This window comes from Bradyrhizobium sp. GW821-FHT13H06 (assembly GCF_058803975.1).
In genome coordinates this window covers 331,382-346,426 of record NZ_JBXAPN010000004.1, presented here as the reverse complement: position 1 = coordinate 346,426, position 15,045 = coordinate 331,382, and the positions used below count along the sequence as shown (strand labels likewise).

The 15,045-nt window shown below is 65.7% G+C and carries 15 protein-coding genes; 6 read left to right on the top strand and 9 right to left on the bottom strand.

What is annotated here, in order from left to right; genetic code table 11:
• Window positions 1-14: 14 nt before the first annotated feature.
• A complete protein-coding gene (locus AC1RQP_RS18995) occupies window positions 15-1,109 on the bottom strand; it encodes an ABC transporter ATP-binding protein (RefSeq protein ID WP_492938075.1) in 1,095 nt (364 codons plus the stop codon).
• Window positions 1,110-1,149: 40 nt separating this feature from the next.
• Here AC1RQP_RS18995 and AC1RQP_RS18990 point away from each other — a divergent pair, with 40 nt between their 5' ends.
• Window positions 1,150-2,586, top strand: a complete 1,437-nt coding sequence (locus tag AC1RQP_RS18990) for an amidase (RefSeq protein WP_492938074.1) — start codon at window positions 1,150-1,152, stop codon at window positions 2,584-2,586.
• On the opposite strand, the gene AC1RQP_RS18985 is transcribed toward AC1RQP_RS18990, so the two are convergent.
• Both AC1RQP_RS18985 and AC1RQP_RS18980 read right to left on the bottom strand, forming a co-directional pair.
• Window positions 2,587-3,336, bottom strand: coding sequence for an aspartate/glutamate racemase family protein (locus AC1RQP_RS18985; protein ID WP_239622789.1), 750 nt, complete (start codon window positions 3,334-3,336; stop codon window positions 2,587-2,589).
• A 2-nt stretch (window positions 3,337-3,338) separates the two neighbouring features.
• Entirely contained in the window at window positions 3,339-4,118 is a 780-nt protein-coding gene (locus tag AC1RQP_RS18980) for a GntR family transcriptional regulator (protein WP_239629688.1), read from the bottom strand.
• A gap of 128 nt (window positions 4,119-4,246) precedes the next feature.
• Here AC1RQP_RS18980 and AC1RQP_RS18975 point away from each other — a divergent pair, with 128 nt between their 5' ends.
• Genes AC1RQP_RS18975 through hydA form a run of 5 tightly spaced genes read left to right on the top strand, consistent with a single transcriptional unit; the run spans window position 4,247 to window position 9,024 of the window.
• On the top strand, window positions 4,247-5,251 hold the full coding sequence (locus tag AC1RQP_RS18975) for an ABC transporter substrate-binding protein (RefSeq protein ID WP_492938072.1): 1,005 nt from the start codon (window positions 4,247-4,249) through the stop codon (window positions 5,249-5,251).
• Complete coding sequence (locus AC1RQP_RS18970; RefSeq protein ID WP_239622791.1) at window positions 5,235-6,086, top strand: ABC transporter permease; 852 nt, start codon at window positions 5,235-5,237, stop codon at window positions 6,084-6,086. The genes AC1RQP_RS18975 and AC1RQP_RS18970 overlap by 17 nt, the downstream gene beginning before the upstream one ends.
• The gene (locus tag AC1RQP_RS18965) at window positions 6,086-6,862 is read left to right on the top strand and encodes an ABC transporter ATP-binding protein (RefSeq protein ID WP_061020907.1); all 777 of its coding nucleotides are present in this window, start codon (window positions 6,086-6,088) and stop codon (window positions 6,860-6,862) included. The genes AC1RQP_RS18970 and AC1RQP_RS18965 overlap by 1 nt, the downstream gene beginning before the upstream one ends.
• Before the next feature lie 9 nt (window positions 6,863-6,871).
• Entirely contained in the window at window positions 6,872-7,603 is a 732-nt protein-coding gene (locus AC1RQP_RS18960) for a maleate cis-trans isomerase family protein (RefSeq protein ID WP_492938071.1), read from the top strand.
• Window positions 7,564-9,024: a dihydropyrimidinase gene (gene hydA / locus AC1RQP_RS18955; RefSeq protein WP_492938070.1), complete on the top strand. Its 1,461-nt coding sequence runs from the start codon at window positions 7,564-7,566 to the stop codon at window positions 9,022-9,024. The genes AC1RQP_RS18960 and hydA overlap by 40 nt, the downstream gene beginning before the upstream one ends.
• Window positions 9,025-9,054: 30 nt before the next feature.
• Here hydA and AC1RQP_RS18950 read toward each other — a convergent pair whose 3' ends face one another.
• The 6 genes from AC1RQP_RS18950 to AC1RQP_RS18925 are packed head-to-tail and all read right to left on the bottom strand — an operon-like array spanning window position 9,055 to window position 15,036.
• The gene (locus AC1RQP_RS18950; RefSeq protein WP_492938069.1) at window positions 9,055-9,681 is read right to left on the bottom strand and encodes an FMN-dependent NADH-azoreductase; all 627 of its coding nucleotides are present in this window, start codon (window positions 9,679-9,681) and stop codon (window positions 9,055-9,057) included.
• A gap of 3 nt (window positions 9,682-9,684) precedes the next feature.
• The gene (locus AC1RQP_RS18945; protein WP_492938068.1) at window positions 9,685-11,259 is read right to left on the bottom strand and encodes an isochorismatase family protein; all 1,575 of its coding nucleotides are present in this window, start codon (window positions 11,257-11,259) and stop codon (window positions 9,685-9,687) included.
• Between the two features lie 19 nt (window positions 11,260-11,278).
• A complete protein-coding gene (locus AC1RQP_RS18940) occupies window positions 11,279-12,127 on the bottom strand; it encodes an MBL fold metallo-hydrolase (protein WP_239622797.1) in 849 nt (282 codons plus the stop codon).
• Between the two features lie 31 nt (window positions 12,128-12,158).
• Entirely contained in the window at window positions 12,159-13,043 is an 885-nt protein-coding gene (locus AC1RQP_RS18935) for an amidohydrolase family protein (protein WP_492938067.1), read from the bottom strand.
• Window positions 13,040-14,158, bottom strand: a complete 1,119-nt coding sequence (locus AC1RQP_RS18930) for a vWA domain-containing protein (RefSeq protein WP_492938066.1) — start codon at window positions 14,156-14,158, stop codon at window positions 13,040-13,042. Before AC1RQP_RS18930 ends, AC1RQP_RS18935 begins: the two co-directional genes overlap by 4 nt.
• Window positions 14,155-15,036 (bottom strand): AAA family ATPase, encoded by an 882-nt coding sequence (locus AC1RQP_RS18925; protein ID WP_492938065.1) that lies wholly within the window; start codon window positions 15,034-15,036, stop codon window positions 14,155-14,157. The genes AC1RQP_RS18930 and AC1RQP_RS18925 overlap by 4 nt, the downstream gene beginning before the upstream one ends.
• Window positions 15,037-15,045 lie beyond the last annotated feature (9 nt).

Here is a 15,045-nt window from a genome sequence, read left to right as displayed (position 1 = left end):
ACTATGACTGCATTTCAAAGCGTTGCGGGAAAGGCGTTGGCGAGCGACGGGGCGAGCGGCGCGAGGCGCACCGCAGCACCGTTCTCCAGCGCGCGCGTCTCGCCGATGCGCGCCTGGGAGACCTTGACGCCGGAGCCGTCGGCAGTGGTGACTTCGTGCACGACGGTGGCTCCCAGCGGCAGCGACATGCCGACCACACCGGCAAAGCCGGTCTCGTCGCCGACGAATTGCAGATGCTCGGGACGGATGCAGACGGTGACGCGGCCACCCTCACTGAGTGCCCCGCCGGCGGGCCGTGCGATGATCTCCGCGCCGGCGTCGAGGCGCACCTTGGCGGCGGTACGGTCCGCCGAAACCACCACGCCGGGCATGCGGTTGGTCGAACCGACGAAAGTGTTGACGAACAATGTCTGCGGCCGGTCGTAGACGTCGGACGGTGTGCCGAACTGCTCGAGCTTGCCGTGGCTCAGCACGGCGACGCGGTCTGCCATCGATAGCGCCTCTTCCTGGTCGTGAGTGACGATGAGCGTGGTGATGCCGGAGACGCGCTGGAGCCGCTTGACCTCGATCTGCATGTCGAGCCGCAGATTCTTGTCGAGCGCGGCAAAGGGTTCGTCGAGCAGCAGGATGGACGGCTTGATCGCGAGCGCCCGGGCCAGCGCGACGCGCTGCTGCTGGCCGCCGGAGAGTTGCCGCGGCAGCCGCTCACCCATAGCAGGCAGCTGCACCAGATCCAGCAGGCGCTGCGCCTCGCGCTGGCGCGTCGCCTTGTCGATGCCGCGGGCGGCGAGGCCGTAAGCGACGTTCTCGCTGATCGACAGGTGCGGAAACAGCGCGTAGTTCTGGAACACGATGCCGACCGCGCGGCGGTTCGGCGGCAGCGTGTCTACGATGTCGTCGCCGATGATGATCCGTCCTTGCGTCTGCGCGATGAAGCCGGCGATGATACGTAAGAGCGTTGTCTTGCCGCAACCGGACGGGCCGAGCAGGGCGATGATCTCGCCACCCTTGATGTCGAGATTGATGTTCTCGACTGCAAGCGCGCCACTCGGGTACCGGTGGGTGACCGCGTCGACGACGAGCGATCGGCCGCCTTGCGTTTCAACCATGGTGTTGCCTCCCGTTGCCCCAGAGGAGAAAGCAAGTCTCATGCCCGCGCCTGTCGCTTTTCGGCGCGCGCTCAGGCATGGTGGCCCGATGACATCGGATCGATCGGTTTGCGACCTTACTGCCACGGAGCTTGCGCGCGGGATTGCGAGGCGCGAGCTGTCCTCGCGTGAGGCCGTTGAAGCGCATCTTGCGCGGATTGCGAGTCTCGACAGTCAGTTGGCGGCGTTCGTGACGGTCGATGCTGATGGTGCTCGCCGCGCCGCGCAGATTTGCGATGCGGCATCGGAGCCGCTCGGTCCGCTGCACGGTGTGCCTATCGGGATCAAAGACCTCACCGACACCGGCGGGCTCAAGACGACTTATGGATCGATGCTGTTTCGCGACCACGTTCCGGCCGAGGACGATCTGGTGGTCGCGCGGCTGCGCCGCGCCGGTGCGATCGTTCTGGGCAAGACCAACACGCCGGAGTTCGGTTTCGGCGCGGTCTGCACCAACCGATTGTGCGGGCCGACGCGCAATCCCTACGATTCCGCACTGACCTCCGGCGGATCGTCCGGCGGCTCTGCCGTCGCGGTCGCGGCCGGCATGGTGCCGCTGGCGCATGGCACCGATTTCGGCGGCTCGGTGCGCACGCCCGCAAGCTTCTGCGACGTCGCCTCGATCCGGCCGACGCCCGGCCGCATTCCGTCGCCGCGCCGGCCGCTCGGCTGGGACATGCTCGCCACCCACGGTTTCCTGGCCCGCGGTGTCGATGACCTCGCGCTTGCGCTGTCCGTGTGCGAGGGAAGCGATGTGCGCGACCCCGTATCGATCGGCCTCGGCAGCGACGATTGGTCGAACGCGGGGCGTCCGAGGATCGCCGTCACGCCCGATTTCGGTGTTGCACCGGTCGCACGCCACGTTCGCGCGCGTTTCAACACCGCATGCGAGGCGCTGTCCCGGGTTGCCGAATTCGTGCCGTCGTCGCCCGATTGTAGCGGCGCGGTCGAAACCTTCCGCGTGCTGCGCGCTGCGCACATCGCCAACAGCTATGGCGAGTTGCTGAGGACCCGGCGTGCGGAACTCACTCCGGCGGTGATCTGGAATATCGAGGCCGGCGCGAAACTGTCCGCGCAGGATTACCTCGACGCCGAGCGGCGTCGCACCGCCATCTACCGCAGCTTTCGCGAGCTGTTCATCGGTGCCGATTTCCTGATTGCGCCAGCCGCGTCCGTCTTCCCCTGGCCGAACGAGATCAGCGATGTCACCGCAATTGACGGGGCGGCATCGGAGACGCCGATCGACTATCTCGCGGTCACCTTCATCGTGTCGCTGGTCGGCTTTCCGGTCCTGACCATGCCGGTACGACGAGACGCGAGCGAACTGCCCTTCGGCATCCAGATCATCGCGCCGCCGGGCGGCGAATCCCGCTTGTTCGCCTTCGGCCGTAGTCTCGAGAACGAACTGGGTTTTTCGCATCGCCGGCCGCCTTTCTGATCAGCTGTCGCGATGCTCGATCCGGGCGGCGAGCGCCGCGGCGAGACCAAGGGTCGGCTTGGCGGCGGGCCGGCGGAACGTTCCCGCTGCTGCCTTGCGCAGGCGCAAGGCAACCAGCGCTTCGGCCTGCTTCACTGAGGCGACGACCTGATCGACCACGGGAACGGGAATCCGGTCGGCGACGCGCTCGGCGAGGCCGGAGAGCGGGGCCCCGGCAAAGATCAGCACATCGGCCTTGTCCTCGACGATGGCGCGGTGGGCGAGCTCGACCAGCACGTCCTCCTTCTCGGTGCCGACCTCGGAGATGGCCTGGAACGGCGTATCGAGCATGCGGATGCCGGCGCAACGCTCCCACAATCCATGCGCGCGGACGCACTCCTCGTACCAGGGCCCGAGCGCCTGGGCGAAGGTGACGATGGCGAAGCGGCGCCCGGCCATGCAGGCGGTCAGCATTGCCGCTTCCGCCATGCCGATCACGGGAATGTCGAAGGTCTCGCGCGCGGCGAACAGGCCGGGATCGCCGAAGGCCGCGATGATCGCGGCATCGACCCTCCTGTGCTGCTCGGCCAGCATCTCCAGCGCAATGGCCCCGCCGATCTGCGCCTCGGTGCGCGTCGCGATATAGGGCACGCCGCGGGTCGCGGTGCAGGGGATCAGCTCCGTCCCGGGCGAGACCGCCCGCTGCCCGACACCCATCATCAGGTGCGTGACCTCGGCGCTGGTGTTCGGGTTGAGCAGCAGCAGCTTCATGACTATGCCGCCGTCTGCTTGGCCTGAGAGGCGGCGAGGACTTCGAGCAGGGCCGTGCCGGTGCGCGCGACATGCGCGCCGAGCAGGCGGCCCGCCGCTTCGCCGTCGCGCGCTTCGAGCGCGGCCAGGATATCGGCGTGCTCGTCGACCGAATTGCTCCAGCGCCGTTCGGCGCCGAGGGCGAGATATCGCGCGCGCTCGGCCCGGGAGATCAGCGTCTCGTGAGCTTCCCGCAGCGGCGTGTTACGGGCCATGCGGACGATGGCGTTGTGGATCTCGCCGTTGATGGCGAAATAGTCGTCCAGCTTGCCGCTGCGGTGATGACCCTCCATGCGGGCCTGAAGCGTGCGCAGGCGGGCGAGGTCGCGCTCGGTCGCGCGCTCCGCAGCGAGCTCGGCGGCGAGCCGCTCGATACCGGCGAGCGCTTCGAACAATTCCGAGATGCCGTCCGCCGCGATACCGGCAATGCGCGGGCTGCGGTTGGGACGAAGCTCGATCAACCCCTCCGCGGCAAGCACTTTCATCGCCTCGCGCAAGGGGGTGCGCGACACGCCGAGCTCCTTCGACAGCCAGGTCTCCTGGGTCTGCGACCCCGGTGGCAGTTCGCCGCGAATGATCATCGTCCGCATCCGCGCCGCGGCACGCTCATGCAGGCCCATCCGCTTGAGTTTGGGCGACTTTCGTCCCTTTGACGCTTCCGGTTTTGGCTGCACGCGTGCCTCGCTTCTCACCTTGATCTTAGCCGCTTCCGGCTCCTTGGCTTGCTCAAAATATCGACGTATCTCGCTGAAAACAATGGCATAGCGCGCAAATTGTATGCAGCATGCAGAAAGTGGATTGCGTTGCGGCGAAGGGCGACGGATGATCCTGCGCAACGCGCGGATATCGCGCTTTCGAAGCGGAGTAAGCGATGCGGACGAGTTTGCGACTGGGGCTAGTGGCGATGGCGGCAATGCTTGGCGGAAGCGGTCTCGCCTCGGCGCAGACGGCGAAGATCAAGCTCGGCTACGCCAAATGCGCGCACTGCCTGCCGATGTCGCTGATCCCAGGCATGGCCAAGGGCGTCGAGGTCGAGGCCACCGGCTTCAACTCGGGGAACGACGTTCTCACCGCCTTGATATCGAAGAGCATCGACGTCGCGCAGGTCACCTATCTCCATTACATCACCGCGCTCGACAAAGGCTTTGACGTCGTTGCCGTGTCCGGTCAGATCAATGGCGGCTCGGAATGCCTGTCCTCCGCGAAGCTGAGCCTGCCGCCCGAGGACTGGGCCACGTTCAAGGCAACCGTTGCGAAGGCGAAGAGCGACGGTCAACCGCTGAAGGTTGCGGCCTCCCGCGGCAACGCGCAGGACATCCACATGCGCGGGGCGTTCCTCAAGCAGGGCGTCGATCCCAACAAGGACATCCAGTTCATCAACATTCCCAATCCGTCCGACCATCTCGCGGCACTCCAGCGCGGCGAGGTCGACATGATCTGTTCGGTCGAGCCGTTTGCATCGCAGATCCGGCTCGCCGGTGCCGGCAAGCACTTCGTGTTGCCGTATGAACAGGCCGCAGGCAATTTGACCAACTTGATCGTCACCCGCTCCGATGTGATCGCGGGCCAGCGCGCCGGCGTCCAGGGCGTGGTCGCCGCCGTGGTCGAGCTCGACAACAAGCTGATCGCCGACAAGGGGCCGTGGATCGAGGTCATCAACAAGCTCACCGGTCTCGACAAGACGGTCGCGACGGAGGCGCTGAAAAATGCCTCGCCCGATCCTGCGATCCATCGGTCGCAGACGCTGGCGATCGCGGCGATGATGCGCGACCTCAAATACATCTCCAAGGACGTCTCCGCGGAAGCGGAGAAGAACATGGACTATTCGTTCCTGGAAAAGGCCACGGGAAAGGCCAAGAATGACCTCGGTTACTGACGTCTCGCCCGCGAGGCCAACGGTCCGGCTGACGCGGGCGTTCCAGGGGCTCGAACGCCTCGTCGTCCCCGCGCTGTTGATTGCGGGCTGGGAGGCGTTTGCCCGCAGTGGCATGCTGCCGCCCGCGCTGCTGCCGGCGCCGAGTGCGGTACTGCATGCGCTCGGCGATTGGGTGTTCGGCTTCGACGAGACCACGCAGACCTACTCTGGCCATTGGCTGCGTGATGCGCTCGCCAGCGCGCTTCGCGTCTTTGGCGGCTTTGCATTGGCAAGCCTGCTCGGCATCCTCGCCGGGGTCGCGATCGGCTGGTCCCGGCTGTTCGAGAAGACGCTGGAGCCGACACTGCAGATGTTGCGCCCGATCCCGCCGGTGTCCTGGATTCCGCTCGCGATCATCTGGTTCGGGATCGCCGACAAGCCGGCCATCTTCCTGGTCTTCCTCGGTGCATTCTTTCCGGTGCTGATGAACAGCATCCATGGTGTCAAGACCGTCGACCACAATCTCGTGCGGGCCGGCGCGATGATGGGCGCCAACGGTCGGCAGATGCTGACCGACATCGTGCTGCCGGCGGCGCTGCCCTCGATCTTCGCCGGCCTGCGCATTGCGGTCGGCTCGGCCTGGATGCTGACTGTCACGGCCGAGATGGTCGCGGTGAAGAGCGGCCTCGGCTACGTGCTCTGGGATTCCTACTACTTCCTGCGCTACGACATCGTGCTCGCGGCAATGATATCGATCGGGCTGCTCGGCTATCTCTCCGACCTCGGCCTCAAGGCGATCATGGCGCGCACGCTGCGCTGGCAGCAGACAACCACCGTTCAGGGCAGGGCGGGCTGATGGCGGCAATCGAGCTTCGCAACATCGTCAAGGTGTTCTCCGACAAGCGGCGCGGCCGCGACCTGCTGACGCTGGACAACATCAATCTCGACATCGAGGCCAACGACTTCGTCTGCCTGCTCGGCCCCTCTGGCTGCGGCAAGTCGACCCTCCTGAACATCATCGCCGGCTTCGAGCAGGCGACGTCCGGGCGCACGCTGGTCGACGGCAAGCAGGTGGAGCGGCCCGGCTCGGACCGCGGCGTGGTGTTCCAGCAGCCGACCCTGATGCCGTGGCTGACGGCCATCGACAACATCGCCTTCCATCTCAAGCTCAAGGGCGTTGCCAAGGCCGAGCGGCACCACCGCGCCATGGAGTTCATCGACCTCGTCGGCCTTCGCGGTTTCGAGCATCATCATCCCTCCGAAATGTCGGGTGGCATGAACCAGCGCGTGGGCATCGCCCGCGCACTGTTGATGAATCCGAGCGTCATCCTGATGGACGAGCCGTTTGCGGCGCTGGATGCCCAGACCAAGCTCGAAATGCAGGAGGAGCTGGTCGCGATCTGGCAGAAGCGCCGCTGCACCATCGTGTTCGTCACCCACAGTGTCGACGAGGCGCTGGTGCTCGGCAACAAGATCGTGGTCATGACCAGGCGGCCGGGCCGGATCCGGGAGGCCGTCAATTTCGACCTGCCGCGCCCGCGCGATATCACCAGCCCCGAGTTCAACGACGCAAAACGCCACATCCTGTCCCTGATCCGCGAGGAGTCGACGCGCCTGGCGCAGGCGTCGTAAGGTTTCGGCATGCGCAAGCGTCTCGGCATGATCACGCCGTCCTCCAACTCGGTGCTCGAGCCCGTCACCAGCGCCATGCTGGCGGGCGCTCCCGGCGTCACTGCGCATTTCTCGCGCTTCCGCGTCACGGAGATTGCGCTCGACGCCGCCGCGCTGAACCAGTTCGACGCGTCCGTGATGCTTCCGGCAGCGGATTTGCTGGCGGATGCCAAGGTTGGTGCCATCGCCTGGAATGGCACCTCCGCGAGCTGGCTCGGGATCGGCCGCGACAGAAGCCTGTGCGAAGCGATCGCGGCGCGCACGGGTATCCCGGCGACAACGTCGACGCTGGCCTGCATCGACGCCGCTCGTGCGCTCGGCGCCAGACATGTCGGATTGGTCTCGCCCTATACCGATGACGTGCAGCAACGCATCGCGGAGGTCTGGGCCGGGGAGGGAGTCGCGCCGCATGCCGAGCGGCATCTCGGCCTGCGCGACAATTTTTCCTTCGGCGAGGTCGCGCCTGCGACCATCGCCGAGATGATCCGGGCCGTGGCGACGGAGGGTGCCGACGCGATCGTCATCCTCTGCACCAATCTCGACGGCGCCACGCTGGCGGCCACGCTGGAGCGGGAGCTGGACATCGCCGTGCTCGACTCGGTTGCGGTGACGCTTTGGCGATCCCTCGGCCTCGCCGGCGGCGACGTCACGACCCTTGCGCAATGGGGCCGGATCTTCCAGACAATGCCAGCCATCAAGTGACGGAGGCCTCAGTGATGCAGCTCGATCTCGCCATTCGCGGCGGCACCATCGTGACGGCCAGCGACGAGTTTCGCGCCGATATCGGCATTCGCGACGGCCGTATCGTCAGCATTGCAGACAGCATCGAGGGCGCGGCACGCGAGATCGATGCGACGGGATTGCTCGCGCTGCCGGGCGGCATCGACAGCCACGTCCACATCTCCCAGCCGTCGGGCCCCGATGTGGTGATGGCCGACGATTTTGCCTCGGCGACGCGCGCGGCTGCTGCCGGCGGCAACACCATGGTGCTGCCCTTCGCGCTCCAGGAGAAGGGCACCTCCCTGCGGACCTGCGTCGAGAACTACCGTAAGCTTGCCGAGGGCGAGTGCTATATCGACACGGCGTTCCATCTCATCATTTCCGATCCGACCGCGGTTGTGCTCGGCCAGGAGCTGCCGGCTCTCGTCAAGGACGGCTACACCTCGTTCAAGGTGTTCATGACCTATGACGACCTCGTGCTCAGCGACAAGCAGCTGCTCGAGGTGTTCGAGGTGGCGCGCCGTGAGGAGGCGCTGGTCATGGTCCATTGTGAGGGCTACGACGCCATCCGCTTCCTCACCAGCAAGCTGGAACGCGAAGGCCATATCGCGCCTTATTATCACGGCACCTCGCGGCCCCAGGCCGTCGAGCGCGAGGCGACGCATCGTGCCATCAGCCATGCCGAGGTGATCGGCGTTCCCATCATGATCGTGCACGTCTCGGGCCGAGAGGCGATGGAGCAGGTGCGCTGGGCCCAGCAGCGCGGCTTGCCGGTGCATGCGGAAACCTGCCCGCAATACATCACGCTGACGGCCGACGACATGAAGGGCCTGAACATGGACATATCAGGTGCGAAGTACGTCTGCTCGCCGCCGCCGCGCGACGTCGAGAGCCAGCAGGCGATCTGGGAGGGTATCACGTCAGGCGTGTTCCAGACCTTCTCGTCCGATCATTGCCCGTTCCGTTACGACGATCCCAAGGGCAAGCTGACGCCGAATGCGCGCACCTCGTTCCGCTGGGTGCCGAACGGCATCCCCGGGGTGGAGACGCGGCTGCCGATCCTGTTCTCCGAGGGCGTCTCGAAGGGACGCGTCACCCTGCAAAAGTTCGTCGAGCTGACCGCGACCAACCACGCCCGCATCTACGGCCTCTATCCGCGCAAGGGCTCGATCGGCGTCGGCTTTGATGCCGACATCGTTCTCTGGGATCCCAAATTGAAGAAGCCCATCCGGCAGGCCGATCTGCATCACGGCTCAGACTACACGCCATGGGAAGGCTTCGAGGTCACGGGATGGCCGGTGACGACGATCGCCCGCGGCCAAATAGTCTATCATCAGGGTCGGATCGTCGGCGCCAAGGGGGCAGGCAATGTGCTGAGCCGGGGCAAGTCGAGCCTGATCTGATCCGGCTCGATGCGCCGTCAAGGCTGAGTTCTAGAAGGTCGTGGCCATTGCAGCGAGGCGCCGATGGGCCCTTTCACGGGCGGCATCGATCGGCTGCTGAGGTCCGGTGGTTGGACCGATCAGAACGAAACGGACATTGATGATTCCGATGAAGCGCAGGATCTCCCGCAGGTAAGGCGTTGCCATATCGGTGCGGCCACGGTTCATGCCGGTGGCAAAATCGCTGCCGCTGGCCAGGATCACCAGCGTCGGTCGATCCTGCAGCAGCGGAAAATATCCGTGTGACGGATCGAAGTGAAAGGTGAGCCCGGGCTGGACGATGATGTCGAACCACTGCTTGAGCTTGTAGGGAATACCGAAGTTCCACATCGGGGTCGAGATCAGCACCCGATCGGCAAGCGAAAAGCGCAGCGCCATTCGCTCGGCCTCGGCGAAGCTGTCGCGTTGGGTGTCGTTGAAGGCCTGAGCCTTCATGCGTGCATATTTGGCCTCGACGATCGGGCCCGTGAATTCCGGCATCCGCTCGCGCCAGATGTCCACGACGTCGACGTCCCAATCCGGGCGCGCCTGGCGAAATCTGTCGAGAAAGATGCGCGCCCCGTCACTCGACTCGGACTCGGCGCGGGGCGAGCAGGTCAGATGCAGCAGCTTCGCCACAGCTCATCCCAGCGCTCTGATGACGGCATCGGCCCTGGTCACGACCGCGACGTTCTGCATGGCAAAATTGATCGAGGCATTGTGCCAGTCGGAATTCATCGTCGAGCAGCAATCCTCGGGCACGATCATGAAATAGCCCTTGTCAGCACCGGTGCGCGCGGTGTGCTCGACCGACATGTTGGTCCACGCGCCGGTATTGATGATCATGTCGCGGCCGGTGGCCTTGAGAATCGTCTCCAGCCGCGTGCCTTCCCAGGCGCTCATGCGCATCTTCTCGACCACGAAATCGCCGGGCCGCGGCTCGAGGCCGGAAACGGGCGCGACGCCCCAGCTTCCGCGCACCATCGCCTTGCTGTCGACGAGGCCCTCGAACAGCGGTGCATTCAGCGTGACGCCGGGGGCGCCGGGCTCCACGACGAACCAGACATGGATGATGGCGACACCGCGCCCGCGTGCGGCTTCCGCCAGACGGCGCACATTCTCCACGACATGCTGTTGCTTTGCATGACCCGGCGCGCCTGAATCGGCGAAAGCGCCGCCGTCCATGATGACGTCGTTCTGGAGATCCTGGATGATCATGGCGCAGCGCTGCGGATCGAGCCGCATCTCGCCCTCGGTCAGAACAGGCGAGGCCGGCGATGAGCTCGGGCCTGCTCCGCCGCCTGCGCGCTTGCCGCTCATGTAAGGCTCGTGGCGGGGCCCGACCCTGGTCGGGATTGCGTACACCGAATGCGTCGAGGTGAGATAAAGCGTGCGGAAATCCGGCCCGCCCCAGGTGAGGTTGGCGACCAGCTCCGGCACGCGGACCTTGCCGAGCAGTTCGCCGCGTGGCGAATAGACCCAGACGCCGCCGGGCGCGGTGACCCAGATATTGCCGTGCTGGTCGCACTTCATGCCATCAGGCAGACCGGGTTCGAGCTCGGACTTGATCCCACTCGCAAACACCCGTGCATTCGAGAGCGAACCGTCGCTGCTGACGTCGAATACGCGGATCAGGGCTTGCACGGTGTCGTTGACATAGAGCAGCTTCTCGTCCGGCGAGAAGCACAATCCATTGGGCTGATCGAACAGGTTTCGATCGACCACGAGCTTCGGTTCGCTGCCGGGCACGACCCGATAGACGCCCTGGAAGCCGAGCTGGCGCGGTCGCTCGACGCCGTAGACCGGCATGCGGCCATACCAGGGATCGGAGAAATAGATCGCGCCGGACGAATGGACGCAGACATCGTTCGGGCTGTTGAGCTCCTGACCGCTGAAATGCGAAGCGAGCACCTCGCGCCGTCCGTCCGGGCATTCGCGGACCAGCGACGACGTCGCGTGCTCGCAAACGATCAGGTTGAGCTCGGCGTCGTAGGTCATGCCGTTGCATTTGTTCGACGGGCGTTTGACCTCGACGACGCCCCGCCGCGCATCCCAGCGCCGGCGCACGTCGCCCGGCATGTCGGAAAACAGCAGATAATGATCGACCGGATGCCAGATCGGCCCCTCCGTGAAATCGAATCCGGTGCCGATCTGTGCGACCGGCGCATAGGGGTCGATCAGGTTGTCGAACTCGCTTCGCAACGTTACATGCGTCATCGGTTGATCCTCGACAACATCAAGCCGGGAACCAGTTGCGCTGGGGGAGCGACTGCACGATCGGACCAGGAACTTGGTCGTGCAGGCGCCCCACGACATTGCCGCCTTCGATCTTGGCGGGCCGGTCGTGGACGGGGAGCAGGTAGCGTGAATTGCTGAGCAGCTTCTTGATCGCCGCCTTCTCGGCACGCTTGCTGGTGCCATGGTTGCCGGTGGTGCGCGGCTCCCAATCGTGGATTTCGTGGAACGGCGTCACGATCTGATCATTGAAATCGTAGATCACGTCGCCGCAGATGGTGGCGATGCCATCGGCGGTGTGGACGATGATGTTCATCGATCCTTCGGTGTGAGCGTTGGCGGCGTCGCAATAGACCCCGGGCATCAGCTCGATCGGGCCGGTGATCTCGAGGTCGAGGAAGCGCAGCGCGCTCTTGGTATGCAGGCGGTCGATCAGGTGCTTGATGTCGGGTGCCGGATATTGCGGATGCATCAGGCCGGACACCGAATATTCGAGCTCCTTGCGGTTGAGCACGACGGTCGTGTTCATCGGGAACAGGTCGTCCTTGCCGGCATGGTCGATGTGCAGATGCGTGTGGCAGACGAAGCGGACGTCGCCCATGCGCACGCCGTGCCGCGCCAGCTGGTTTTCGATCATGTTCTCGTGGTACTGAAGTCCCCGCATGCCCAGCGTCTCCATGATCTGGTTGGAGCGATATCCGGTGTCGACCACGACCGGATAGGGGCCGCCGAGGATCAGGAAGCCAAGGGTGAGGACACGGCGGGTACGGCCGCAATCGCGGCCGAGCACCAGGAAGCTCGATTCCAGCTCGATATCGCCGTAGTCCAGGATCTTGATCTCCAGCGCCATTCCTTGCCCTCCCTGTCCTGTTTTTTGTCTTTCAAAGCCGATACACGCGCGCCGCGGTGGCACTGAAGATCGCGTCCTGTTGCGCGGGACTCAGCCGCGCGGCGGCCGCGCGAAACGCGCCAACCAGCTCGCGATAGCTGGTCCACAACTTCTCGATCGGGAAATTGGAGCCGAACAGGCAGCGCTCGGCGCCGAAGATCGCGACCGTGTCGGTGAGCACGGCGGCGATGTGCGCGGGATCGTTGCGATGGATGAAGGTGCCGAGACCTGAGAGCTTCGAGACCACGTTAGGACAGGCCGCAAGCCGCGCCATGCCGGCGCGCCAGGAGCTGCGGCCAGACGGTGAGAGGTCCTCCAGCATGCCGGCATGCTGAAGGATGAAGGTCACCTTTGGACAAGCGTCGGCCAACTCCGCGGCCTCCGGCATCTGTGGCGTGAACACCTGCAGATCGAAGCTCCAGCCATAGTCGGCGAGACGCGCGACGTTGCGGCGGATCAAGGGGTCGGCGCAGAGATCCGAGCGGGCCGCAAAGCGGTAGAGCGGGTTCTCGTGCCAATGCAGCTGCATGCGCACCCCGCGCAGCAGCGGATAGCGTTTGAGGCGGTCGAGCTGCGGGCGCACGTCGTCCACGGCGAAGTTGGCGTAGGCGACGATGGCGTGCGGCCAGCCGTGCTCATCAGCCGTCTGCTGCACCCAGGCAGCCTCGTCCTCGAAACGGTCATTGGCCCAGTTGGTCTGGACGTAGACGGAACGGGTGACGCCGGTGCCCTCGAGGTCGTCGAGATATTCCTGGATCGGATAATCGCGCCGGATCGGCTCGTAGGGGCCGAAGATGCGCGGCTGCATGGGGCCGGTCAGCCAGGGCAGGTCGGCTTGCCGCCAGATGTGATGATGGCCGTCGACAATATGGTTCACGCCGCTCTCCTTCCCAGTGCCAGTACATGAGCGACGATCGTGGCGCTCGATCCGCCGTCCACGAGATCGTCGACGAAGCGTTCGATCGCGACCAGCGCTTCGGTCTGCGGACGGAAGCCGGGGCCTGTCGCGAGGGGCGTCAGCCAGCTCAGGCGCCAGGCCCGCATCGACAGTTTCGCGACGGCGTCGCGAAGGGCGTCCGGCTCGCCGCGCTCGAGTCCGTCCGACAAGATGACCACGGCAGCGCCGCGGGCGTAGCCGCCGAACCGCGGGACCGCGAGAAAGGCCTGCAGCGCGTCGCCGATGCGGGTGCCGCCGTCCCAGTCGCTGACGAGATGCGCTGCCGCATTCAGCGCCTGTTCGCGGCGTTTCAGCCGCAGCGCGCGGGTGACACGGGTCAGCCGCGTGCCGAAGGTGAAGACTTCGACGTTCGGCGCGGCCTGCACCAGCGCGTGGGCGAGCTTCATGTTCTCCTCGGTGCGGCTCTTCATCGAGCCGGAAACGTCGATCAGCAGCAGGATTTTTCTCGGGCGCTGACGCCGCTTCATATGGCCGAGACGCAGGATCTCGCCATCGCTGCGGACGCTGTCGCGCAAGGTGCGGCGGAGATCGGCGAAGGGGCCGCGGCGCGCCCGCATGCGGCGGTGCCCGCGCCGCCGCGGCAGGCGGCGGGGAGCTTCTCGTGCCAGGCGCCGGAGCGCATCGATCGTGGAGAGTTGGGCGAAGCGCCGCTCGACCAGCGCCTCGGTGCGCGTCGCGGTAAGGCCGGACTCATTGGCATCGTCGGAGAGCAGGGGCTCCTCGTCGCCGCGACCTTCCTCCTGGAGACGCACGGTCTCGTCGTCCTCGCCGTCTTCGGCATGCTCGATCGCCTCGCTGCCGCGGAAATGGTGATCAAACAGCCGGTCGAAGGTGGCGCGGCGCTCGGGCGGCGGGGCGAGGGTGGCGAGCGCAGATTGCCTGATGTCGCCGAGGTCGCGCGGGCCGAGCAGTGCGATTGCCGTGAGGAAGGTGGTGGTTTGCTCCGGGGCAACGGCAAAGCCGTTGACGCGCAGCAGCGCGGCGAAGGAAACGAAGATACGGGCGGCGCGCGGAAGCTGCAACTCGGTGCTCATGCGGTCGTCTCCGCGAGCATGGCATCGAGCCGGGGCGCGATGAAGTGCAGATCCTCCTCGTCCTTCAGCGCTACGCCGATTGAGCGTTTGAAGGCGTCCGGCCAGCGCGCGCCGCCCCTGTTGAGGAGCGTCGCGGCCTCGGCCCAGTCGACAGCTTCGGCGATGCCGGGCGCCTTGCTCAGCGGTTCGCGCCGCAATTTCTCCACGGCCGCGACGACGGCGCGCGCCGTGGTTTCGGCGACGCTGGATGCGCGCATCATGATGATCCGTGCCTCCCGCTCGGCGTCGGGATAGTCGATCCAGTGATAGACACAGCGGCGGCGCAGGGCTTCGTGCAAATCGCGTGTCCGGTTCGATGTTAGCACGACCACCGGCCGCTCGGCCGCGCGGACCGTGCCGCGCTCGGGGATGGAGATCTGGAAATCGGACAGGAACTCGAGCAGGAAGGCTTCGAACTCCTGGTCGGCACGGTCGATTTCGTCGATCAGGAGCACGGTGGAATCGGGCGCGCGGAGCACCGCCAGCATCGGTCGTTCGATCAGGAATGCCTCGCCATAGATGTCGATGCTCTCGTCGCCGGCCTGGCGGATGGCCAGCATCTGGCGCGGGTAGTTCCATTCATAGAGCGCAGCGGAGGAGTCGATGCCCTCGTAGCATTGCAGGCGGATGAGGCGGCGGCCGAGCACGGCGGCGATCGCCTTTGCTGCTTCGGTCTTGCCGACACCGGGGGCGCCTTCCAGCAGCAGCGGCTTGCCGAGGGCAAGGCCGAGATAGGCCGCCGTCGCCAGTCCCTCGTCGGCGAGGTAATAGGCCGCGCGCAGCGCCTTCTCCAGCGCCTCCGGGCTGTCAATGCCGACGATGTTGCTGCGAACCGCCACGGCCGATCC